Annotated in this window: 19 protein-coding genes and 1 pseudogene; 17 read left to right on the forward strand and 3 right to left on the reverse strand. The window is 61.9% G+C overall.

The genetic code is table 11. From position 1 onward, the window contains the following. Nucleotides 1–101 precede the first annotated feature (101 nt). The 4 genes from D4754_RS18160 to D4754_RS18175 are packed head-to-tail and all read left to right on the forward strand — an operon-like array spanning nucleotide 102 to nucleotide 4,076. Nucleotides 102–2,039, forward strand: a complete 1,938-nt coding sequence (locus D4754_RS18160) for an AMP-binding protein (protein WP_047998032.1) — start codon at nucleotides 102–104, stop codon at nucleotides 2,037–2,039. Continuing rightward, a complete protein-coding gene (locus D4754_RS18165) occupies nucleotides 2,036–2,890 on the forward strand; it encodes an SDR family oxidoreductase (RefSeq protein ID WP_047998033.1) in 855 nt (284 codons plus the stop codon). Before D4754_RS18160 ends, D4754_RS18165 begins: the two co-directional genes overlap by 4 nt. Then, the gene (locus D4754_RS18170) at nucleotides 2,874–3,599 is read left to right on the forward strand and encodes a helix-turn-helix domain-containing protein (protein ID WP_047998034.1); all 726 of its coding nucleotides are present in this window, start codon (nucleotides 2,874–2,876) and stop codon (nucleotides 3,597–3,599) included. The genes D4754_RS18165 and D4754_RS18170 overlap by 17 nt, the downstream gene beginning before the upstream one ends. A 21-nt stretch (nucleotides 3,600–3,620) precedes the next feature. Further along, nucleotides 3,621–4,076, forward strand: coding sequence for a PaaI family thioesterase (locus tag D4754_RS18175; protein WP_047998035.1), 456 nt, complete (start codon nucleotides 3,621–3,623; stop codon nucleotides 4,074–4,076). Between the two features lie 27 nt (nucleotides 4,077–4,103). On the opposite strand, the gene D4754_RS24435 is transcribed toward D4754_RS18175, so the two are convergent. The 3 genes and pseudogenes from D4754_RS24435 to D4754_RS18185 form a co-directional block, all read right to left on the reverse strand. Then, entirely contained in the window at nucleotides 4,104–4,559 is a 456-nt protein-coding gene (locus D4754_RS24435) for a class I adenylate-forming enzyme family protein (protein WP_338031156.1), read from the reverse strand. Between the two features lie 21 nt (nucleotides 4,560–4,580). Further along, nucleotides 4,581–5,583: pseudogene (locus tag D4754_RS24440) on the reverse strand (class I adenylate-forming enzyme family protein); the annotation flags it as partial. 22 nt (nucleotides 5,584–5,605) lie between these two features. Beyond that, complete coding sequence (locus tag D4754_RS18185; protein WP_121066471.1) at nucleotides 5,606–7,639, reverse strand: NADPH-dependent 2,4-dienoyl-CoA reductase; 2,034 nt, start codon at nucleotides 7,637–7,639, stop codon at nucleotides 5,606–5,608. Between the two features lie 94 nt (nucleotides 7,640–7,733). Here D4754_RS18185 and D4754_RS18190 point away from each other — a divergent pair, with 94 nt between their 5' ends. From D4754_RS18190 to D4754_RS18250, 13 genes are all read left to right on the forward strand, one after another. Then, nucleotides 7,734–8,915: an acyl-CoA dehydrogenase family protein gene (locus tag D4754_RS18190; RefSeq protein WP_047998036.1), complete on the forward strand. Its 1,182-nt coding sequence runs from the start codon at nucleotides 7,734–7,736 to the stop codon at nucleotides 8,913–8,915. After that, nucleotides 8,912–9,691 (forward strand): enoyl-CoA hydratase/isomerase family protein, encoded by a 780-nt coding sequence (locus tag D4754_RS18195; RefSeq protein WP_047998037.1) that lies wholly within the window; start codon nucleotides 8,912–8,914, stop codon nucleotides 9,689–9,691. The genes D4754_RS18190 and D4754_RS18195 overlap by 4 nt, the downstream gene beginning before the upstream one ends. 7 nt (nucleotides 9,692–9,698) lie before the next feature. Continuing rightward, complete coding sequence (locus D4754_RS18200; protein WP_047998038.1) at nucleotides 9,699–10,859, forward strand: acyl-CoA dehydrogenase family protein; 1,161 nt, start codon at nucleotides 9,699–9,701, stop codon at nucleotides 10,857–10,859. 14 nt (nucleotides 10,860–10,873) lie between these two features. Next, on the forward strand, nucleotides 10,874–12,277 hold the full coding sequence (locus D4754_RS18205; protein WP_240453937.1) for a phenylacetate--CoA ligase family protein: 1,404 nt from the start codon (nucleotides 10,874–10,876) through the stop codon (nucleotides 12,275–12,277). Beyond that, on the forward strand, nucleotides 12,274–13,881 hold the full coding sequence (locus D4754_RS18210; RefSeq protein WP_047998040.1) for an acyl-CoA carboxylase subunit beta: 1,608 nt from the start codon (nucleotides 12,274–12,276) through the stop codon (nucleotides 13,879–13,881). The genes D4754_RS18205 and D4754_RS18210 overlap by 4 nt, the downstream gene beginning before the upstream one ends. A 10-nt stretch (nucleotides 13,882–13,891) precedes the next feature. After that, the gene (locus D4754_RS18215) at nucleotides 13,892–15,901 is read left to right on the forward strand and encodes an acetyl/propionyl/methylcrotonyl-CoA carboxylase subunit alpha (RefSeq protein WP_047998041.1); all 2,010 of its coding nucleotides are present in this window, start codon (nucleotides 13,892–13,894) and stop codon (nucleotides 15,899–15,901) included. A gap of 1 nt (nucleotide 15,902) precedes the next feature. Continuing rightward, nucleotides 15,903–16,862, forward strand: a complete 960-nt coding sequence (locus tag D4754_RS18220) for a hydroxymethylglutaryl-CoA lyase (RefSeq protein WP_047998042.1) — start codon at nucleotides 15,903–15,905, stop codon at nucleotides 16,860–16,862. Nucleotides 16,863–16,874: 12 nt separating this feature from the next. Further along, nucleotides 16,875–17,789 (forward strand): SDR family NAD(P)-dependent oxidoreductase, encoded by a 915-nt coding sequence (locus tag D4754_RS18225; RefSeq protein ID WP_082135449.1) that lies wholly within the window; start codon nucleotides 16,875–16,877, stop codon nucleotides 17,787–17,789. Then, complete coding sequence (locus D4754_RS18230; protein WP_047998141.1) at nucleotides 17,789–18,583, forward strand: citryl-CoA lyase; 795 nt, start codon at nucleotides 17,789–17,791, stop codon at nucleotides 18,581–18,583. The genes D4754_RS18225 and D4754_RS18230 overlap by 1 nt, the downstream gene beginning before the upstream one ends. 3 nt (nucleotides 18,584–18,586) lie before the next feature. Then, on the forward strand, nucleotides 18,587–19,750 hold the full coding sequence (locus D4754_RS18235; protein ID WP_047998044.1) for an acyl-CoA dehydrogenase family protein: 1,164 nt from the start codon (nucleotides 18,587–18,589) through the stop codon (nucleotides 19,748–19,750). Nucleotides 19,751–19,761: 11 nt separating this feature from the next. Next, nucleotides 19,762–20,601, forward strand: coding sequence for an HTD2 family dehydratase (locus tag D4754_RS18240; RefSeq protein ID WP_047998045.1), 840 nt, complete (start codon nucleotides 19,762–19,764; stop codon nucleotides 20,599–20,601). 210 nt (nucleotides 20,602–20,811) lie between these two features. After that, the gene (locus D4754_RS18245; RefSeq protein ID WP_047998046.1) at nucleotides 20,812–21,591 is read left to right on the forward strand and encodes an ABC transporter ATP-binding protein; all 780 of its coding nucleotides are present in this window, start codon (nucleotides 20,812–20,814) and stop codon (nucleotides 21,589–21,591) included. Nucleotides 21,592–21,595: 4 nt separating this feature from the next. Next, nucleotides 21,596–23,593 carry an AMP-binding protein gene (locus D4754_RS18250; protein WP_231582204.1) on the forward strand — a complete coding sequence of 666 codons (1,998 nt, stop codon included), beginning with the start codon at nucleotides 21,596–21,598 and terminating at the stop codon, nucleotides 23,591–23,593. Nucleotides 23,594–23,601 lie beyond the last annotated feature (8 nt).

Consider the following 23,601-nt stretch of genomic DNA (forward strand, 5'->3'; position numbering starts at 1 on the left):
AGTGCCTGTCACAAGGTATTGCCGTCACGCCGTGTCCAGGGTTACCTCCCCGACTGGCCGCGCCAAATGCGCGGCCCTTTTTCCTTGTAGAAAGGTGGCGGATGTTTCAGCCAGACTCTGACATTCAGCGATTAAGCACGCTGACCGCTTTTCTGAAAGACTGCGGCATTGACAGTTACGAGGATCTTGTCCGCCGCGCCACTGAGGAGCCGGATTGGTTCTGGGGCCGGATCATTGACCATGCCGGTATACGGTTCGGCAAGCCGCACACGGTGCTGCGGGATATTTCCGATGGGCCTGAATCGATCAGATGGGCTGTCGGAGCCACTCTGAATCTGACGGAAACCTGTCTCGACGCACGAATTCACGAAGGTCTTGGCGAAAAGACTGCGATTGACTGGGTCGGCGAAGACGGAAGCCGCCGCCGATGGACCTATTCCGAACTTTCCGCCGAAGTCGCCCGCGTCGCCTCGGCCCTTGACGCGCGCGGGGTGCAGCCTGGTCAGGCGGTGGGCATCTACATGCCGATGATCCCCGAAATCGAGGCTGCGCTGCTAGGTATTGCCCGGCTGGGCGCGGTCGCGGTGCCGCTGTTTTCCGGCTTTGCGCCGCATGCGATCATATCGCGCCTGAAGGATGCGGGTGCCGTGGCGGTGCTGACGGCGGATGCCTCACCCAGACGCGGCAAGCCGGTCTGGATGGAGGCGGTGCTGGCCGAAGCCCTGACCGAGGTGCCTTCCGTTCATACCGTGTTCAGCCTGCGGCGGTTCGGCGGCGCGGTGGCCGATCCGGCCCGCGATCTCGACTGGACCGAAGCTTTGGGCGCCGCCGACCCGGATTTCGCAGCGGTTGCCGTCAAGGCCGAGGACCCTTTCCTCATCGCCTATACCTCGGGCACGACAGGCCGGCCCAAGGGCGTTGTGCATACCCATCTCGGGGTGCAGGCCAAGGCAACGGCGGATATCCTGCTGTGCCTCGACATGAAACGCGATGACCGCCACCTGTGGATGACCGACATGGGCTGGGTGATGGGGCCGCTCACCCTGCTATCGGTGCTGCTGTCCGGCGCCACGCTGGTGCTGGCCGAGGGCGCGCCCTCTATCCCTGGCGATCCCTTCAGGCTGTTGCGCATTGCGTCCGAGATGCAGGTGACCCACATCGGCGTTGCCCCCACGCTGGTGCGGCAATTCATGACGCAAAGCCCCGAGCCACTTTTGGCCTATGACTTGGCACGCCTGCGCATCGTCGCCTCGACCGGCGAGCCCTGGACGGAAGAGGCCTGGCTCTGGCAACTCGACCATATCTGCCGACGCCGCGCTGTGCCGCTGAACATTTCCGGTGGAACCGAACTGTTCGGCGCGATCCTGACCTCAACTGTGCTGCACGAAATCAAGCAGGGCGGTTTTTCGGCCCAGGCCCTGGGTGTGGGCGCGCGCGTACTGCGCGAGGATGGCCACGAGGCCGCGCCGGGCGAGGTGGGCGAACTGGTCGTGACCCAGCCGCCTCTGGGGCTGACCCCGGCGATCTGGGGCGACCGCGAGCGGTATCTCGAAACCTACTGGTCCACCTATCCCGGCATCTGGCGGCACGGCGACTGGGTGCGCCGCGACCCTGACGGCACCTGGTATATCCTCGGCCGCTCGGACGACACGCTGAACATCGCCGGTAAACGCATCGGCCCGCCCGAGATCGAGGCGGCGCTGACCGGGACCGGCGAGGTGGTGGACGCCGCCGCCATCGCCGCGCCCGACGATATCAAGGGGGTGGCCGTGGTCTGTATTTGCGTCGCGGCGCCGGGGGTGTCGCCCAATGCGACGCTTGTCGAACGGCTCAAGGACCGGGTGGGCGAGGTCGTGTCGAAACCCTTCCGCCCGCGCGAGATCCATTTCGTCGAGGCATTGCCCAAGACCCGCACCATGAAGACGATGCGCCGGATCGTGCGCGCGGCCTTCCTTGGCGAGAATCCGGGCGATCTGTCGTCGATCAGCAACCCGAAAACAATCCAGCCCATTGCAGACCTGCGAAAGGATAAGACATGATCACCGTTTTCGGAGCCACCGGCACCACCGGCGCCCCCCTTGTCGACACGCTTCTGACCAAGGGCGCGACCGTGCGCGCTGTCACCAGCAACCCCGCAAGTCTGGACGCTCTGAAGGCCAAGGGATGCGAGGCCGTCGTCGCGAGTTTCACCGATCCCGCCGCGCTGGCGCGGGCCTGTAACGGGGCAGAAAAGATATACCTGGTCACGCCTGCCCATCTGGACATGCGCCAGTGGAAGGCGAACGTGATCGAGGCCGCCAAGGCCGCGGGCGTGCGCCATGTCGTTCTGGCCACCGGGCTGGGTGCGTCGCCCAAGGCGGGGCTGACTTTTGGAAAGTGGCACTCCGAAACCCAGGAGCTGCTGAAGCAGAGCGGGCTTGACTGGACGTTCGTCCAGCCGACCTATTTCATGCAGAACCTGTTCTGGCAGACCAGCAACATTGGCAAGAACGGGGTGTACCACGATGATCTGGGCGGCCCTGTAGCCTGGATCCACGCCCGCGACATCGCGGATGTCGCCGCCGAGACACTGACCGCCCCGGGATTTGAGGGCAAGGGTCTTGGGCTGACCGGCCCCGAAGCGCTAACCGGCGATGACATCGCAGCCCTTTTGTCCGAAGTGACAGGGCGAAATGTCACCTGTGCCCCCCTGTCGGCCGAGGATGCGAAAGCGGCCATGGTGGCTGGCGGGATGCAGGATGAGGTCGCCGGAGCCATGGTCGAACTGGCCTCCATAGCGCCCAAGGGCTACCTTGCCGGCATCGAGACAACGGTCAGCGACGTGTTGGGCCGCCCGGCCCGTCGATTTACCGATTTCATCGCTGAGAACCGGGATGCGTTCGTCCAGTGACCTGGCGGCGGCGCCGCTTTATCTTGAAATGGCGCCGCCCCTGAACGCAGCGTCCCAGATCAACCATCTTTTTGTGTTCCGCGATATGGGTGTACTGAGCGGACGTGGAAGCGGGCGGTTCGCGACCGACCTCTTTACCCTTTCGATAACGTGCGACGACAGCGGCGGGGCGCGCGGATCGATGGCACCACCGCGCCCGGGTTTCACGCCCCGCCTAATGCCATTCCATGGTGTCGTGGCCGGGCTACGGCTGTCGTCAAGACCGGAGCGTTTGCCCGAGGCCGAGGAACTGAAACCGTTGGCTTCAGCTCTGGCGCGCGTTCAGCAGAGCGACGAGGCGCTGCCGTTGTTGGTCACTATGCTCGACGAACTTGCAAAGTGTCTGCGTTTTGCCGCGTCACCCGGGCTGTGCAGTGCCCGGACGGAACGACGTAAGGTCCGAGAGGAAACCAGCGTGTCACGACGGCGACTCGCTGCCTCACGGCGCTTTCGGAGGTTGCTTGGACAACTCGCGACGCAGACCGTGTCCCTGACAGATCTGGCGCTGGATGCCGGATATTACGATCAACCTCATATGTCCGCCGCCTGCCGTGCCTTTGCAGGAAAACCACCCCGCGCACTTCGCTTACAGGCGGCACAGTGCGGTTTTGGCCGTTCGCTACAAGATGCGCGCCTCAAGGATCGGCTAATCTTGGTCATCAATGAATGAAATTCAGGAGGGCAGCACGCCATGACGCCATTCGAACCGAAAAATCCTGCCTATGACGCACGCGTACGCGACAGTTTCAATCGACAGAATGTGATGCGCACGCTTGGGATCAGGATTGCCGATCTTACCCCCGGACATATCGTCCTAGAGATGGCCCACAGTGCTGATTTCACCCAACAGCATGGGTTTCTGCATGCCGGAGTCGTTTCGACCGCGCTCGACAGTGCGTGCGGCTATGCCGGTTTTTCGCTGATGCCCGCCGATGCCGCGGTGTTGACGGTGGAATTCAAGATCAACCTGCTCAACCCGGCGGACGGCGAACGGTTTCGCTTCGTTGCCGACGTGGTGAAACCGGGAAGGAACCTGACCATCTGCGAGGCACGCGCCTATGCCACCAAGGGAGGACAGGAAAAGCTGGTCGCGACGATGACCGCGACGCTGATGGCGCTGGTGGGGCGGACGGGCGTGGCGGGGTGACGACCGGGGCCGGGCACCGGGCGAGGGTCAGACCTTCAACCGGGCTTCGAGGACATGCCGCTGGACCTTTCCGCTGGTCGATCTGGGGAAATCGTCGAATGCGATGAAATGCAGCTCGCGCGGGCGTTTGTAGCCTGCCAGACTTTCGCGGCACAAATTCATCAGCGCATCCGCATCCGGTCGGTCATTGCCGCAGGCGACAAAGGCCACCGGGGCTTCGCCCCATTTCGCGTCGAACGCCCGCACCACCGCCGCTTCGACAACAGACGGATGCGCCAGAAGCACGCGCTCGATTTCCGCCGGATAGACGTTCTCGCCGCCGGTCTTGATCAGGTATTTAACCCTGTCCACAAAGTCGATCGTGCCATCGGGATTGCGCCGGAACAGATCGCCCATGTGGAAGAACCCGTTGCGAAAGTCTCGGGCATTGGTGGCGTTGGCGTTCCAGTAGCCAGAGAACAGCGTCGGGCCGCGCATCGCCATTTCACCGGGCGTTCCGTCGGGAACGTCGCGGTCTTCAGGGTCAACCAGCCGGACCTCGCAGAATGCGCTGATCCGTTTGGACAGTTTTTCGGGTATGACACCGGGCGCGATCAGACCCGCGGTGCCAGGCGGCAAGCCGGTTTCGGTCGCCCCGAAGGAATTCAGGAAGGGCGTGTCCAGAAGGCTGGTCAACTCCGCGATCTGATGTGGAGGCACCAGATCAGCCATCGCGCCGCAGACCTTGATCCCTTTCACCGGCAGCGGGTTGGCGCGCCGCTCGGCGATGAAGGCATCCAACGCGCCCGGCATCATCACGAACCAGCCGATCCTGTGGCGTGACAGCGCCTCATTGATGACGGCAGGTTGCAACCCGTCCACCATCACCACCGTGCCGCCGCGCAAGATCGTCGCCAGCGCATGATCGGTGGACGCCATGTGAAACATGGGCGCCCAGGCGATGAAGCCGTCGCCGGGATCGAGCGCCAGTTGCGCCGCGAAGACCATGGATCTAGCGATATGGGCGCGGTGGCTGATCAGCGCCCCCTTGGGTCGGCCTGTCGTCCCCGATGTGTAAAGGATCGTCAGCCCGGCCTCGGGATCCTCCACCAGGGTTCCGGTGCGCGGATCTGGTTTGGCCCCAGCGATGGCCGCGTCCAGATCCGGCCCGATCTCCATGCATCGGGTAGCGGAGACCGCATGATACGCGCCGCGCAGGCCGGGTTCGACCAGCGCCAGAACCGGCTCGACCAGGTCGATGCAATGCCGCAGTTCATCCGGCGCAAGCGGCCAGTTCGGTTTCAAGATATTCCGCCCGGTTGTGGGACAGGATCGCGATCCTGTCTCCGGGCGTGACGCCTCTCGCCAGAAAGACGGCGGCCAGACGATCAACCCGCTCCAGCAACTCGGCGTAGGTCTGCCGTTTGCGACCGTCCTCGACGGCAAGAACCCTGGCACTGTCCTGCGCGCGGCTTCGAAAGATCGAGTACAGATCGGTGCGTCCTGCGCGAAAAACCTCTGGCTGCATCGCATCCTCCCCTCATGCCAATTCAAAGACCCTGCGCCAAACGCACCCCTTCATCAATGGCGCGCAGCGCGTCAAGCTCCGCCGCCTCTTTTGCCCCGCCGATCATCGTGACGGTGACTCCGCGCCCGGCGAGGGCCTCGGCCAGCGCCCGCTCTGGCTCCTGCCCGGTGCACAGCACGATCGTATCGGCGGCGATGACCTTTGGCTTTCCGTCCATGAGGATATGCAGCCCCGCGTCGTCGATACGGTCATAGACCACGCCGCCCATGGCCTCGACCCCGTGTTTGCGCAGCGCGTTGCGCAGGATCCAGCCCGTGGAGACGCCAAGCCCTGCCCCCGGTTTCGAGGTTTTTCGCTGAAGCATGACCACCTTGCGACGCGAAGGTTTCGGTGCCAGCGGATCGCCCGCAAGACCGCCCGACGCGGCGAATGTCGGGTCTACGCCCCATGTCTCGCAGAATGCGTTGGTGCTGTGGACCTCTGCCGATCCGGTCACGAGGAATTCGGCCACGTCATGGCCGATGCCGCCTGCCCCCATCACCACGACGTTGTCACCCGCAGCACGTTCGCCGGACAGGATCTCGGCATAGGTGGCAACGCTCGGATGGTCCACGCCCGGCAGATCGGGAATGCGCGGCGTGACCCCTGTGGCGATCACTACATGGTCGAAACCGGTCAGATCATCCAGACCGGCCCGCTGCCCCAGGCGCAGCGTGACGCCGTGTTTGTGCATCTGGCCGGAATAACAGCGCAGGGTTTCGTCGAACTCGTCCTTGCCCGGCGCCGCACGCGCCAGGTTCAATTGGCCGCCCAGCCTGTCATGGGCTTCGAACAAGGTGACGACATGGCCCAGCCGTGCCGCCTCGGCCGCCGTGGCCATGCCCGCGGCGCCGCCGCCGACAACCGCCACCTTCCGGGGTGAATCTGTCGGCGTGTCCCGGAATTCGGTTTCGCGGCCTGCCCGAGGGTTGACCAGACAGCTCACCGGCCGGTCGGAAAAGATAAAATCCAGACAGGCTTGGTTGCAGGCGATGCAGGTGTTGATCTCGTCCGCGCGGCCCTCGCGCACCTTCTTGACGAAATGCGGGTCGGCCAGAAAGGGCCGGGCCATCGAGATCATGTCTGCCTCGCCAGAGGCAAGGATGTCCTCGGCCATTGCGGGCGTGTTGATCCGGTTCGAGGCGACCACAGGAATGGACACTGCGGCCTTCACATTGGCCGCCGCCTGCCGCCAGGCACCTCGCGGAACCGGATAAGCAATCGTCGGCACGCGCGCTTCGTGCCAACCGATGCCGGTGTTCAGAATATCCGCCCCCGCCGCCTCGATCTTGCGCGCCAGTGCCGCAATTTCATCGGCGGGCGCGCCGCCCTCGACCAGATCAGCCGCCGAAATTCGGTAGATGACAAGGAAATCCGGCCCGCATTGGTCTCGCACGGCGCGCACGATCTCGACCGGAAAGCGATGTCGGTTCTCGGCGCTGCCGCCCCAGTCGTCTTCACGCTTGTTGGTATGCGTGACAGTGAATTCATTGATGAGGTATCCTTCGGAACCCATGATCTCGACGCCATCGAACCCCGCGGCCTGGGCGTTGGCTGCGGCTTTGGCGAAATCCGCAATGGTGCGGCGAATATCGGCGTCGGTCATCTCACGCGGGATGAAACGGTTGATCGGCGCGCGAATCGGTGATGGCGCCACGCAGCCCTCGATCTTTGCGTAGCGTCCGGCATGAAGCAACTGCGCGCAGAACAGGCTGCCTTCGGCTTGTACCGCCTCGCAGATCGGACGCAGGTGCATGGCCTCGTCCGGGTCGTCGATTCGCGGACCTTCCGGATCGAACAGCCCCTCGGCATTGGGAGAAAACCCTCCGGTGACCAGAATCGCCGCCTCCCCCCGGGCCCGTTCAGCGTAGAACGCGATCTGTTTGGAAATGCCATCGGGCTCGGTTTCCAGCCGTGTGTGCATCGACCCCATGATGATCCGGTTTCGCACCATGTGTGTGCCTGCGCGGATGGGCGAAAGCAGGTTTCCGAAGCTTTCCCTTTGCGTGTTTCCCATTGTGAACATCCTCCTCAAATCTTTGCTTGAACTATATTCTAACATTCGTTAGATTTTTGGGAAGAGTATATTTCGGTCACGGGGAGGAGCGCCGATGCAATTCCAGCCAACAGAGGATCAAAAGGCGTTTCGCGAAACCGCCAAGAGATTCGCCACTGAAAAACTGGCGCCCAGCTATCAGGAGCGCGCAAGCGGCCACACGTTTGACCGAGCGCTGATCCGCGACATGGGCGCGCTTGGACTAATTGGTGCCGATCTGCCGGAGGAATTCGGCGGACTTGGCGAAAGTTCGGTTACTTCCGGGCTGATCGTCGAGGAAATCGCCTATGCCGATTTCAACGCAAGCTATGTTCAGCTCCTCGGCTCTCTCATGGGGGGGATGGTGGCCAAGCATGCTTCCCAGGAGATCGCTTCGGAATGGGTGCCCAAGGTAGTCTCGGGGGAGGCCGTCATTGGCTTGGGCCTGACCGAACCGCGCGGCGGTTCGGACGCGGCGAACCTGATCCTCAAGGCCACGAAGTCCGGCAACGGCTGGCGGCTGAACGGCGAGAAGACCTCGATGAGCTTTGCATCCCAAGCCGATGCGGCGGTAGTCTTTGCGCGTACCGGCGATCCGGACGGCGGCTCACGCGGGGTCAGCGCGTTTTTTGTCGATCTGAACCAGGAGGGCATCAAGCGTACCCATTTCGACGACATCGGCACCAAGCCGGTCGGACGCGGATCAGTGTTTTTCGACGATGTGTTTGTGCCGGCCGAAAGCATGATGGCCGAACAGGACCGCGCTTTCGGCACGATCATGGCGGGGTTCGACTATTCCCGCGCGCTGATAGGACTGGAATGCCTGGGCGCGGCACAGGCATCGGTGGACGAAACCTGGGCCTATGTCCGGGAACGCGAGGCGTTCGGCGCCCCCATCGTGCAATATCAGGGCGTCAGCTTCCCGCTGGCAGAGGCCGAGACGCAACTTACCATGATGCGGCAGCTTTGCTACTACACACTAGACCTGCGCGACCGGGGCCTGCCCCATACCTCCGAGGCGGCGATGTGCAAGTGGTATCTGCCCAAGACCGCCTGCGAGATCATTCACCAGTGTCTGATCCTGCACGGGCATTACGGATACACCACCGACCTGCCCCATCATCAGCGTTACAACGACGTGCTCGGTCTGCAGATTGGCGACGGCACCGCGCAGATCCAGAAGCTGGTGATTGCCCGCGAGAAGGTCGGGCGGCTGGCGCTGCAGTATGACAAGAAGGCGAAGGGAGTAGCGAAATGAGCGCTCCCGTCGCCGTAACCATCGAAGGTAGCGTCGGCATCATCGAGCTGGCTCGACCAGAGAAGTTCAATTGCTTGTCGCTCAAGGTGCATGAATGCATTTCGAACGCGCGCGCCAGGTTCGAGGCCGAACGGAATGTTCGGTCGATCCTGATCCGGGCACAGGGCAAACATTTTTGCACCGGAGCCGATCTGACTGAGGTGAAGGGCAAACTGAACGATCCCGCCGCGCTGGACCATTTCATCGCCTTTGGCATGAACAACCTGCGCGCACTCGAATCCTCCTCCCTCCCTGTCGTAGTGGCAGTGCAGGGCTTGTGTTTGGCCGGCGGGGTCGAACTAATGCTAGCATGTGACGTGTGTTTCGGAGCCGAAACGGCGCAGTTCGGCGATCAGCATGCGCAATTTGGTCTGATACCCGGTTGGGGCGGTTCGCAGCGGCTGACGCGGCTGATGGGACAACGCCGGGCGCTTGACTTGATGTTTTCGGCTCGCTGGCTGAAGGCCGAGGAGGCCAAAGAGGCGGGTTTGGTCAATTACATCGTGCCGGAAGCGGATCTGCACAAGTCCGCGCTGGAATACTGCCAAAAGATCGCGACCCGGTCGCGTCCCGGTATCGCCGAGATGAAGCGGCTGGCACGGGAAGGTGCGGACCTGGGCATCGACCAGCAAATGCGGCTGGAGCGTGACGCCGCCGTGCGCGCGCTGCCCAGTGATGACGTGGCCGAGGGGCTCGACGCATTCGAGAACCGGCGCGCCCCCGAATTCAAGACTTGAGGAAAACATGGAATTCACTTTGAACGACGAACAACGCCAGATCTACGAATACGGCGGTCAGTTGGCGCAAGAATTCGACAACGATTATTGGCTGCGGCATGCCCGGAAACATGAATTTCCCAGGGACATGTTCCAAAAGATTGCCGATGACGGCTTTCTGGGCATCATGGTTCCCGAAGAATACGGCGGTGCCGGGCTTGGCATGACCGAGATGGCCCTGTTCATGGAAGGCACGGCCAATCACGGCATTCCGCTGCTGATGATGGTGGTCGGCCCGACCATGTCGCTGGCCCATATCGCCAGCCACGGCACCGAGTTCCACAAGAAAGAGCTGCTTCCAGCCGCCTGCCGGGGCGAAATCCAGTTCTGTTTCGCGATCACCGAACCGGGGGCCGGGTCGAACACGATGAAGTCCACCACGCTGGCCAAGCGCCGGGGCAACCGGTTCAGCCTGACGGGGGAAAAGACCTTCATCACCGGGGCCGATGTGTCCGACTATTGCCTGGTTGTGGCGCGGACCAAGCCGCACACCGAGGTCAGCCGCAAGACCGACGGGTTCACCCTTTTTGCCGTGGACCTGAAAAAGAAGGGCGTCGCGCAACAACGGGTGAAGATCTCGATCCCCTTGCCCGAAGAACAGTGGACCCTGTTTTTCGACGAGGTGGATCTGGGTCCCGAGGACGTGGTCGGCGAAGTGGACGAAGGGTTTTCCATCCTGTTCGACAGCCTCAACCCCGAGCGCATCATCCTGGCCGCACTATGCTGCGGCATCGGCCGCTTCGCCCTGAACAAAGGTGTGGCCTATGCGTCCGAACGCAATGTCTTCGGTCAACCCATCGGGGCGCACCAGGGTGTGCAGCACCCGATGGCCAAGGCCTACACCGCCATTGAAATGGCCAGCCTGATGACCCGTCGCGCAGCGTGGGAGTTCGACAACAAGCTGCCCGCGGGGGCCTCGTCGAACATGGCCAAATACTTCGCCGCCGAAGCCGGGATCGAAGCGGTGGACGCCGCACTGCAGGCGCATGGCGGATCGGGTTTCACCGAGGATACCGGACTCTACGAGATGTATCCGCTGGTGCGCCTGTTGCGTACGGCACCCGTGAACCGCGAGCTGTGCCTCAGCTTCATCGGCGAAAAGGTCATGGGTCTGCCGCGGTCCTATTGATCGCCCGGCCGGGAATGGAGGATAATATGCAATATGGAATGCGCTTCCGGCGGGAGGATGCCGCCGACAAGGTAAACGATCACTTCTGGCACCCAGTCGAGGGCACGCCGCTCGAGGAGGTGCGCCGCATTCAGGAAGAGCGGCTGCGCGATCAAATGGCCTATCTCAAGGCGAACTCGACCTTCTATCAGGAGAAGTTCGCCGAGGCCGGTGTGGAATTCGGCGATATCCGCACCATCGAAGACCTGCAAAAGCTGCCCTACACATACAAGACCGAGATTCGCGAAAGCCTCGCGGCAGAGCCGCCCTTCGGCAAGCACCGCGCCGCGCCGATGGCCGACATCATCCAGATGCAGGCCTCGTCGGGGACAACCGGCAGCCCCGCATATGTGGCCCTGACCGAATCCGACGCCGAGATGTGGCACGAGATGACGGCGCGCTGTTTCTTTGCCAACGGCGTGCGGCCCGGCGACATGGTGCTGCATGCGTTTTCGCTGGCCAAGGGCTTTGTCGGCGGCATCCCGGTGATGCAGGGACTGCAATACATGGGTGCGATCGACGTGCCGGTGGGGGCTGATGGCGGCGCGGAAAGGTTGCTGCGCGCTTGTGCGGACACGCGCCCGCGCTGTATCGTCGGCGCACCTAACTTCGTTCTGCATCTGGCCGAAAAGGCTCCGGAAGTGCTTGGCTGCAAGGCCAGCGAGCTGGGCGTCGAGCGGGTGATCGTGGGCGGCGAACCGGGCGGCGGCATCCCGGCGATCCGCGCCAAGATCGAAGCGGCCTGGGGTGCCAAATGCACCGAGATGCTGGGGGGCACCGATCTGGGCGTGACCTATTGGGCCGAATGCGACGCGCAATCGGGCATGCATATGGTCAACATGGACTACATCATCACCGAACTGCTCAATCCCGAAAGTGGCGAGATCATTCCTTGGAAAAAAGGCGCCGAGGGCGAGATGATCTATACCGCGATCGGCCGGCGGGCAAGCCCGCTGGTGCGGTTCCGGTCGGGCGATTATATTGAGGTCATCGACACCGAGTGCTCCTGCGGCCGCACCGGCCCCAAGATCCGTTGCACCGGTCGGACCGACGACATGCTGATTGTGCGCGGGGCCAATGTGTTTCCTTCGGCGATCAACAGCGTGATCACAGAAATGGTGCCCGAAACCAATGGTGTCATGCGGATCGTGGCAGATTTCGAAGGCCACACTACTCAGGGCGCGCTGAAAGTGATCGTCGAACGCGGTCCCGGTCGCGATCCATCTGATGACAACGCCCTCAAGAATAAGATTGAGCAGCGCTTGCGCGATGCCCTCGTTTTCAGGGCCGACATTCGCCTGGTCGCGCCGGATACGTTTGAAAAACCCGGCGCAGCTAAGGTCGCCTTTGTCCTCAGAAAGTACCCGGACCTGCCATGACGAAAATGAAATCCCTTCTCGACACCGGGTCCGACGACTTCCGGAAAAACGATGCGCTTTACCGGGAAAAGGTCGGCGAACTGCATGCGCTTCGGCTGCTACAACGCGTCGGCGGCCCGGAAAATGCGCGGGAACGGCATGTCAGCAAAGGCAAGATCCTGCCGCGCGAACGGGTCGAGCGGCTGATCGATCCGGGAACGCCCTTTCTCGAAATCGGAGAACTCGCCGGGCTGAACAAATATGAAGGCGTGCCACCCGGTGCAGGGATCATCACCGGCATCGGCGTGATCGAGGGACGTCAGTGCATGATAATCGCCAATGACGCTACCGTGAAGGGCGGCACCTATTTCGGCATGACCTGCCGCAAACACGTCCGGGCGCAGAAAATCGCCTGGAAAAACCGTCTTCCGGTGATCACCCTGGTCGATTCCGGCGGGGCGTTTCTGCCGGAGCAGGCGAGTATCTTTCCCGATGAGGGGCAGTTCGGCTCAATCTTCCATCAACAGATCGGCATGTCGGGCGATGGCGTACCGCAGATCGCCGTGGTCATGGGGCCCTGCACCGCGGGCGGCGCCTATATCCCGGCGCTTTGCGACGAGGTGGTGATCGTGCGCGGTCAGGGCTTCATGTATCTGGGCGGGCCAGAATTGACCTTTGCTGCGACCGGCGAAAAGGTCGATGCCGAAACGCTGGGCGGCGGCAAGATGCATTCGTCCGTTTCCGGCGTGACAGACCATCTTGCCGAGGATGACGCGCACGCGCTGGCCATCACCCGCGAAATCGTCAGCCACCTGGGCGAAAAACCGCAGCCGCGCAAGACGCCGACGTCGCCGCGCCCCCCCGCCTATCCGGTCGAGGAGATCTATGGCGTCGTCAGCCGAGACCCAAGGGTGCCGACCGACAACCGCGAGATTGTTGCGCGCCTTGTCGATGACAGCGATTTTCACGAGTTCAAGCCACTTTTCGGCGACACCCTCATGACCGGCTGGGGCCGAATCCATGGCCACGAGGTCGGCATCCTGGCCAACACCGGCGTGCTCTTTGTCGAGGCCGCGCTGAAGGCTACGCATTTCATCAATCTCTGCGTCCAGCGCGATATCCCGCTGCTGTTCCTCGCGGATGTGAACGGCTTCATGGTCGGCCGCGACGTCGAGCAGATGGGCATTGCCAAGGCGGGCGCCAAGATGATCACCGCCATGTCTTCGGCGCGGGTGCCGAAGTTCACCATCATCACCGGCGGCTCTTACGGGGCGGGTTACCTGGCCATGCTTGGCCGCCCGTTCCAGCCGGACGCGATGTTCGCCTGGCCCACGGGCCGGTCCGCGATCATGGGGCCGGAACAGGCCGCCAGCGTGCTAGCGCAGGTGCGCGCCCAGATCAACGAACGCCAAGGCAAGAAATGGACACCCGAGGAGGAGGAAACCTTCAAGGCACCAATCCGCAAGGAATACGAAGATTTCCAGGGGGCCTACAATTTCGCCTCCAACCTCTGGATCGACAGCGTGATCGAGCCTGCCGAGACCCGGGACGTCATGGCGCTGATGCTGGACATCGCTTCGCGCAGGCCCAAGGTCGAAACGCATTTCGGCGTGTTCAGGATGTGAGGCGCAAACCATGAAAATCAAAACGCTTCTTATCGCCAATCGCGGCGAAATCGCCTGCCGAATCGCACGCACCGCGCGGGCCAGCGGCATCACCCCTGTTGGCGTGCATTCGCAGGCCGACGCCAACGCCCTTCACGTCCGTGAGATCGGCAAATCTGTCTGCATCGGTGCCGGTCCCGCATCCGAGAGCTATCTGAAGATCGACGCAGTCATCGCCGCCGCCAGATCCGTCGGCGCCGATGCGATCCATCCCGGTTACGGCTTTCTGGCAGAGAACGCAGATTTCGCCCGCGCGGTCGAAGCCGCAGGCATGATCTTCATGGGGCCGACACCGGAAACGCTGGAACGCTTCGGCGACAAGGCCAGCGCCAAGGACGCGGCGGTTGCTGCCGGCATTCCGGTTGTCTCGGGCGCCCAGGGCGCGCGCTCCAACCCGCAGGAAATCGCACAGGAAGTGCGCAAGATGGGCCTACCGGTGCTGCTCAAGGCGGTCGGCGGCGGCGGCGGGCGCGGGCAGCGGCTCGTGACGGTTGAAGCCACGCTTGTGGAGGACATCGAGGGCGCGCTGCGCGAAGCAAAGTCCACCTTTGGCTCCGAGGGCCTTCTGCTGGAACGCTTCCTGCCCGAGGCACGCCATGTCGAGGTGCAGATCGCGGGCGACGGCAAGGGCCATGTGCTGCACCTGTTCGAGCGCGACTGCACGCTTCAGCGCCGCCACCAGAAGGTCATCGAAGAGGCCCCGGCTTGGGGCTTGCCTCGCGCGCTTCTTGACGAGATCGCGCATGACGCGGTGCGCCTGGGCGAAACGCTCAATTATCGCGGCCTGGGCACGGTCGAATTTCTGGTCGCGGGGGACGAGTATTTCTTTCTGGAGGTGAACCCGCGCATCCAGGTGGAACACCCCGTCACAGAGGCGATCACCGGGCTGGACCTGGTCGCGTTGCACCTGCGCATTGCGGAGGGCGCGGGCTTGGGGCTTGTTCAGGAGGATCTGCGGATCAACGGCCACGCCGTCGAGGCGCGGCTTTATGCCGAAGACCCGGCCATGCAATTCGCCCCCTCGACGGGCACGCTGACCACGCTCAGCCTGCCCGGCGGCCTGCGGATCGACAGCGGTGTCGAAGAAGGCGACGCGGTGACGCCCTATTACGACCCGATGATCGCTAAGCTGATCGTTCACGCGCCCGACCGGGAAACCGCCTTGGCGCGGCTGGCGACGGCGCTGGACCATATCGCGGTGGAGGGTGTGGAAACTAACCGTGCCTTTCTGACGGCGCTAGCGCGAAACCCCGAATTCGGGCAGATGCAGGTTCATACGCGCTGGATCGACGGCCAGCTTGACGCGCTGACACAGCCGCCCCCCCTTACCCGCCCCGAGCGGTGGAAGGCGGCAGCCGCGATTCTGTTCGTGGCAACGTCGCGCCGCGATGCGGACGTGGATCCCTGGAGCAACCGCGATACCTTCACCGGCTGGCGGCTTGGCCTGGGTGGAGATGCGGTTGAGGCGGGACAGCGCGTGACGCTCACCGATTCCGCCGGTGCATCGGAGGAATTGCGCGTCGGCCCTGTCAAACCGGGTGACAAATACACCGTTATTTCGGAAAACGGCGATGCTACCATGTTGACCGCGCGTGAAATCACGCCGGGTCGATGGCGCCTGAGCGAGGGCGATACCGTCCTTTTGATCGACGCGCGGCTCCACGCCGGGGTGATTGAGATGGACACGCCCGAAGGTCGGCTGATCTTTCGCCCGGCCACGCCGCTGACCTTTGCCGGCGGCGATGCGGCAGCGGATCGCGCCGTGGTCTCGCCGCTAACCGGCATGATCGTCGAGATCAAGGTGACCGACGGTCAACCCGTCGCCGCAGGCGACGTGATCGCGGTCATGGAATCAATGAAACTTGAAATCTCGATCCGCGCTGCCGCAGCCGGTACCGCCAGCAAGATATCCGTCTCGAATGGTGACATGGTCAATCGCGGCCAGGTCATCGCCGAGATACTGCCATCCGAGGAGCTATGAGATGAGCGACTTTCCCAAATTCGTCGAATTTCGTGAGGAAGGCCCGCGCGAGGGCTTTCAGATCGAAAAGAAGATCTATCCGATCGAACAGCGGATCGAACTGATCGATATGCTCAGCGACACCGGTCTGAAGCGCATTCAGGTCGGCAGCTTTGTCAGCCCGAAATACGTGCCGCAGATGGCGGACACCGGGGAGTTGTTCCAGCGTATCAAGCGCAAGCCGGGCGTGAATTACACGTCACTATGGCTGAACGACAAAGGGTTTCGCAAGGCCCTGACGGCGCATGAGGTCGATATCGACCCGCGCCTGCTGTTATATCCTTCCGAGGCGTTTGCCCAATCGAACAACAATTGTTCCTCCGCGGAAATGCGGGAAAAACAACGCGACTGGGTTCGCCTTTACAAGGAAGAGGGATATACGATCGACGCGGCCTATGTGATGACGGCCTTCGGCTGCAACCTCGAAGGCCCCATCCCGCAAGAGCGCATCTTGGACGATTTCCGCTTCGTTCTTCAGCTGTGCGAAGAAGAGGACATCCCCGTACCGATCCTTGTGATCGCCGATACAATGGGCTGGGGCAACCCCGAGGCTGTCAAACGAATGATCGGCGCGCTGCGGGAACTGGCACCCAGTGCCCGCATCGGGATGCATATTCATGACACGCGCGGGCTTGGCATCGCCAATCTCCATGCCGCCCTGTCGATGGGCGTGGACATGTTCGAAAGTTCGGTCGCCGGTCTTGGCGGCTGTCCTTTCGCGGGCCACGGCCACGCCCGCGCCGCAGGAAATGTCTGCACTGAGGATGCGGTGTTCCTGTGCCACGAGCTTGGCATCGAAACCGGCATTGATCTGGACAAGCTGATCGCAGCGGCGGTCAAGGCGGAAGAGATCATCGGCGTGCCTCTCATGGGCCGGGTCATGCATACCGGCGGGCTCGACAAGTACCGCAAGGCAAACTGAGGAGGGATGAAGATGGCGAAGGCGCTTGACGGAAAAGTGGTTCTGGTCACCGGCGCGGGTGGCGGTATCGGCCGCGATATCGCGCTGATGGCGGCGTCCGAAGGGGCGGCGGTGGTAGTCAATGATCTGGGGGCGTCCCTGAAAGGCACCGGCCAGACCGAAAGCGCCGCTCAGGCCGTCGTCGCAGAGATCAAAGCCGCCGGAGGTGATGCGATCGCCGATGGCGGTTCGGTCACCGACCCCGAGGCCGCGCGTGCGATGATCGAGGCCGGTGTCAAGGAATTCGGTCGCATTGACGCGGTGGTCAACAACGCAGGCATCCTGCGCGACGGGTTTTTCCACAAGATGACATACGAGGATTTCGATGCGGTGGTGAAGGTCCATCTTTATGGTGCCTTCAATACCAGCCGCGCTGCCGCCGATTATTTCCGCGAACAGGAAGGCGGCGCTCTGGTTCACATGACCTCGACCTCGGGTCTGATCGGCAATCTGGCGCAGGCCAATTATGCGTCTGCCAAATTGGGCATCGCCGCCTTGTCGAAATCGATTGCGCTCGACCTGAAGCGGTGGAACGTGCGGTCGAACTGCATCGCGCCCTTCGCCTGGAGCCGGATGATCTCGTCTATCAAGACAGACACCCCGGAACAGGTGGCGCGGGTCGAGAAGATCAAGCAGATGACCCCTGCAAAAGTTGCGCCGATGGCCTGTTTCCTGATGAGCGACCGCGCGGCTGACGTGTCCGGACAAGTCTTTGCGGTTCGCAAGAACGAGATCTTCCTGTTCAACCAGCCCCGCCCGGTGCGGTCGGTTCATTCCGGCGAGGGCTGGACAGCGGATGAAATCGCCGAGCGCGCCATGCCCACGCTCAGATCGCAGTTCACACCGCTCGAAGTGTCGGCGGACGTCTTTTCGTGGGATCCGGTCTGATGGGAAAACGCAAGGAAAAGATTAGCTCGAACATCGCCTGGAGCACGCCGGACAAGATCTGCGTGCGGGGCCTTGATCTGCCGAACGAGATTCTGGGCCACATGAACCTAGGCGATCTCGCCTTTCTGCAACTGACGGGCCGCAAGGCCACGCCAGAGGAAAGCCGGGTCTTCAACGCCATCATCATCACCCTGGTGGAGCATGGCATCACGCCCTCGGCGCTGGCCGCGCGCATGACTTATATGGGCGCACCGGAATCGCTTCAGGCGGCGGTGGCGGCGGGACTGTGCGGGCTGGGCACGGTTTTTGTCGGCTCGATGGAGGGCGCCTCAAAAATGCTCTACGAGGCGCTGCCGCAGGACAGGCGCGGCACCGGCGCCGATCTGGATGCCATAGCGCTGGAAACGGTTGAGAAGTTCCACGCCCGCAAGGCCATCGTGCCGGGGCTGGGCCACCCGGTTCACAAGCCGGTCGATCCGCGCACACCGCGCCTGTTCCAGATCGCAGCCGAGAACGGCAAATCCGGTCAATACATCGAGTTGATCCAGAAAATTCAGGGCGTGGCCGAGGCGAGATCGGGCAAGATGCTGCCGATCAACGCTACCGGTGCCATCGGCGCGATCTGCTGCGAATTCGGCTTTCCGTGGAAGATCGTGCGCGGCTTTGGGGTGATGGCGCGGGCCATCGGGCTGGTCGGCCATATCCTTGAGGAAAGCGAAAACCCAATTTCCTATGAGCTGTGGCAGCGTGCCGAGCAGGAAATCCTTGAAACCTCGGGACCGGGAGCGAAATAAACGATGCAGACATCAGCCCCCGACACCCATGGCGACCTGCGCGATGCCCTGCGCGCGCTTTGTGCACAGTTCCCGCCGCAATATCATCGAAAGTTCGGCGAGAACGAAACCTACCCCGAGGAATTTGTCGATGCGCTGACCCGCGAGGGCTGGCTCGCCGCGATGATCCCCGAGGAATACGGCGGATCGGGCCTGGGTCTGACCGAAGCCTCGATCATCATGGAAGAGGTGAACCGCTGCGGTGGCAACGCGGGCCACTGCCATGGGCAGATGTATAACATGGGCACGCTTCTGCGGCACGGCTCGGACGAGCAGAAGCAGAAATACCTACCCGCCATCGCCAGCGGCGCGCTGCGCCTGCAGTCCATGGCCGTGACCGAGCCGACGACCGGGACCGACACCACCAAGCTCAAGACTACAGCGGTCAGGAAGGGCGACCGCTATGTGATCAACGGCCAGAAGGTCTGGATCAGCCGCATTCAACATTCGGACCTGATGATCCTGCTGGCCCGCACCACACCGTTGAAAGATGTCAAGAAGAAGTCCCAGGGCCTGTCGATCTTAATGGTTGATCTGAAAGAGGCCATCGGCAATGGCATGGAGGTGCGCCCCATCGCCAACATGCCGGGCCACGAAACCAATGAAGTGTTCTTCGACAACCTGGAGATTCCCGCCGAGAACCTGATCGGAACCGAAGGCCGCGGATTTTACCACATTCTTGACGGGCTCAACGCCGAGCGCACGCTGATCGCCGGGGAATGTATCGGGGACGGATACTGGTTTGTGGACAAGGCCCGCGCCTATGCCGGCGAGCGTATTGTCTTCGATCGCCCGATCGGTCAGAATCAGGGCGTGCAGTTTCCTATCGCCAAGGCCTATGTGAACGTCGAGGCCGCCAACCTGATGCGCTTCGAGGCCGCAAGACGCTTTGACGCCGGGCAGGATTGCGGGGCACAGGCGAACATGGCAAAACTACTGGCCGCCGATGCCAGCTGGGAAGCGGCCAATGCCTGCATCCAGACTCATGGCGGCTTCGGCTTTGCGCGCGAATACGATGTCGAGCGCAAGTTCCGCGAGGCCCGACTGTATCAGGTGGCCCCGATCTCGACCAACCTCATCCTGTCCTATGTCGGCGAGCATATCCTGGGTATGCCGCGGTCGTTCTGAGGCCAGGGACCATGAATGAGATCGACCTTGACGCGCTGGCACCCTGGCTAGGACGCACTGAAACCAAAGAAGACGTCCTGACGCACGGTCTGATCGACAAATTCCGTGCCGCGTTCGGTCCGCAACTTTGGGGCGGAGCAGGTGATGTCCCGCTGGGGGTTCATTGGTGTATTGCCCTTGATACCGTGCCAGCTGCCGCCCTGTCAGACGATGGCCATGCCGCAAGGGGTGGATTTCTGCCCCCTGTCCCGCTGCCCGCCCGCATGTGGGCCGGCGGCGATGTTACACATTTCACGCCGCTGACGATCGGCGAAGCCGTCACCCGCCGCTCGGTGATCGGGGATATAACAGCCAAGCAGGGCCGCAGCGGAACGTTGGTCTTTGTGACCGTAGAACACGAGTATTCGAGCGGCGGCCGGCTTTGTATTCGGGAGAAGCAATCGATTGTCTATCGTGAGATTTCTGTGCCCCGCCCGGTCAAGAACGCACCTGCCGCGGTTGACCCCACCACGCTCAGATCGAGCCTTGCACCGGATCCGGTGCTGCTGTTTCGCTATTCGGCGCTGACGTTCAATGCCCATCGCATCCACTATGACCACGTCTACGCCACCGAAACCGAAGCCTATGCCGGGCTTGTTGTGCATGGCCCATTGCAGGCGACGCTTCTTCTGAATCTGGCGGCGGAAGCCTTGAAGTCGTCGCCCCACCGGTTTTCTTTCCGGGGACTGGCACCGCTGACCCTGCCCTGCGAATTGCAGTTGCATAGTGAAGGGGCCGAAAACTCCGGAACCGTCTGGTGCCAGGATCAAACCGGTCTTCGAAGCTTTACCGCAGAATACGCGACTGTCTGAGCGGTTCTGCTTGGCGGCGGATTCAATTGTTGATTTAACTTTCTAACATATGTTAGGTATCAGAAAGCGGCTTGGCACCTCCGGCAAGCAGCCCTCTGAAATAAGAGGTGGGAGGAGAAAAATGCGAGGAAACCTCGTCACTTGCGGATCACCGTTCGGTCAGGTTATGTGCCGTTCCATGGGCTGTCGGCAAAAGGCACGGGCTGAGTCATGACCACGAATGGGGGGATCGTCACATCGCCGCTTGCTGTGCGCAGTGCAACTTTGAAATTTGGCGGTGTGACGGCGCTCGACGATGTGAGCATTACCGTGAACGACGATGAATTGCTTGCGATCATCGGTCCGAACGGTGCCGGAAAAACATCACTTCTGAACGTTACTGCGGGTTTCTATCGTCCGCAGAAGGGCCGTGTCGAGTTGTCCGGGCAGGACGTTACCGGCCTGCGTGTAGACCAGATCGCCCGGCGCGGACTGGCGCGTACGTTTCAGGGCACCCATCTCTTTGCCGGGCAGACCGTGGTGGAAAACATCATGATCGGTCGTCACATGCTGATGAAATCGAATGTGATCCAGGCCTTTTTCCAGTTTGGGCTCGTGATGCGGGAGGAATCAGAGCATCGCGAAGCCGCCGAAGAGATTATTGACTTTCTGGAGATCGAAGCAATCCGCAACCGGCCAGTGGGCACATTGGGCTACGGGCTGCGCAAACGTGTCGATCTGGGCCGCGCATTGGCGCAGGAACCATCCATCCTGCTGATGGATGAACCGATGGCTGGCATGAACTCGGAAGAGAAAGAAGACCTCGCGCGCTTCATTCTCGATGTGCGCGAGGCGCGCAAGATTCCAGTGGTTCTGGTCGAGCACGACATGGGCGTTGTTATGGACCTTGCTGACCGGATCGTGGTGCTGGACTTCGGGCGGGTCATCGCCGAAGGCACGCCCGAAGAAATCCAGAAGAACCCGGCTGTGATCAAGGCATATCTGGGTTAGCGGGATGACAAAACAACGAACAGCAATGGTCTTTTCAGACCCGGCAGTGACACACAGCGAAACCCTGCCGCAGGTTTTGCTCGCGCGTGCAACGTCCATGCCGAACAACCTCGCCGAACGCCACAAGCGCCTGGGCATCTGGCGGGAATTCACCTGGGCCGATGTGATTGACAGAGTTCGTGCCCTGGCTCTCGGGTTGGAGAACCTGGGCCTGTCGGCGGGCGAATCCGTCATGTTGATCGGGGAAAACGAACCCGAACATTTCTGGGCTGAATACGCCGTTCAGTCATTGGGCGGCAAAGTCCTGTCCGTCTATCCGGATCAGAACGCCGAAGAGATCCTGTATCTGGCCGAAGACTCGCAAACGCGGATTTTTCTGGCGCAGGATCAGGAGCAGGTCGATAAATGCATCGAGATCGCGGGCAAGTACTCGGGTGCCTTGGCGATCGTTTACTGGGATGATTCTGGTCTTTGGAGCTATGATCATCCCCTTTTGCATTCATTTGAAAGCCTTAGCGCGGCAGGACGTCAGATTCACGCCAAGGAGCCTGCCAGATTTGAAGAACACGTCAAACGCGGACGGGCGGACGATACCGCCTTGCTGTCCTATACCTCCGGGACCACGGGAAAACCGAAGGGCGTTGTCATCAGCTATCGTTACCTGTTCGACAACTGCTCACGTGTGATGGGGGCAATCGAAATCGCGCCAGGCACCGAATACTTGACGTACATTTCGCCTGCCTGGGTCACGGAACAGATTTTCGGCCTGTCGATCGGTTTGATCGCGCCCATGGTCGTCAATTTTCCCGAAGGCCCCGAAGATGTGCTGACCAACATCCGCGAACTGGCGGTTGACGCGCTGGTGTTCAGTCCGCGCCAGTGGGAAAACCTTGCGTCGATCGTGCAGGCCCGGATGTTGGGCGCGGGCAAGTTCCGCAACTTGATGTACAATTGGGGTATGAAAGTCGGCCGTGACGTTTATGTCGAACGCTTGGAAGGGCGCAGTCCCAGCCTCGCCTCGCGCCTGCGACTTCCCTTTGCCGAGGCGCTGGTGCTGCATCACCTGCGCGACAATTTGGGCCTTGGCAAGGCAAAAAATGCGATGAGCGGCGGTGCTCTGATGGCCCCCGAAGTCTTTCGCATGTTCCACGCCATGGGGGTCAAGCTGCGCAACGTCTATGGCGCGACCGAAATCGGCCTTCTGACCGCGCATGTCAGCGAAAGTTATCAGCTGGAAACAAGCGGCAGCTGGATGCAAAGCAATACCGCTTATGGCGATCCGTTGGAATACCGCATAACGCCGCAAAGTGAGTTGCAGGTCCGCGGCGGCTCGGGCTTTGGCGGATATTATGGCAAACCGGACGAGACCGCCGAGGTGCTGACCGAAGACGGTTGGTATGCCACCGGCGATGCGGTTTCGATGACCGATGACGGAGAGCTGGTATTCTACGACCGCGTCAAGGACATGCGCCGCCTAGCGAACGGCCACAGTTATCCGCCGCAGTTTATCGAAACACGGCTGCGCTACAGCCCCTACATCAAGGATCTTATGACGCTGGGCGACGAAACCCGGGATTTTGTCGGAGCGCTGATCAATATCGACATGGAGGTCCTCAGCCGCTGGGCCGAAGAGAACAATATCAGCTTCTCGACCTATACCGACCTGTCGCAAAAAGCCGAGGTTCTGGACCTTATCAAAGGCGAGGTTTCGCGCATCAACGCCTTGCTGCCCGAAGGTTCTCGGGTCGTGCGGTTCGCGAATTTCCCCAAGGAACTGGACCCGGACGAAGGCGAGCTGACCCGCAGCCGGAAACTCCGGCGCGCATTCCTGGAAGATCGGTATGCCACGCTCGTCGAGGCTATTTACAGCGGTGCCGACAAGATCGACCTTGAGATTGCCGTTACTTATCAGGATGGCCGCCAGGGCGTGCTCAGGGCCGAGGTGCGTGTATCGGATGTCGAGAGCGGATCGAAGGCTGCCGGGCGGCGGTCGCAAATTTAAGGGAGGTC

Origin of the sequence: Chachezhania antarctica, from assembly GCF_003646465.1 — a bacterium.
GTDB classification, from domain to species: Bacteria; Pseudomonadota; Alphaproteobacteria; order Rhodobacterales; family Rhodobacteraceae; genus Chachezhania; species Chachezhania antarctica.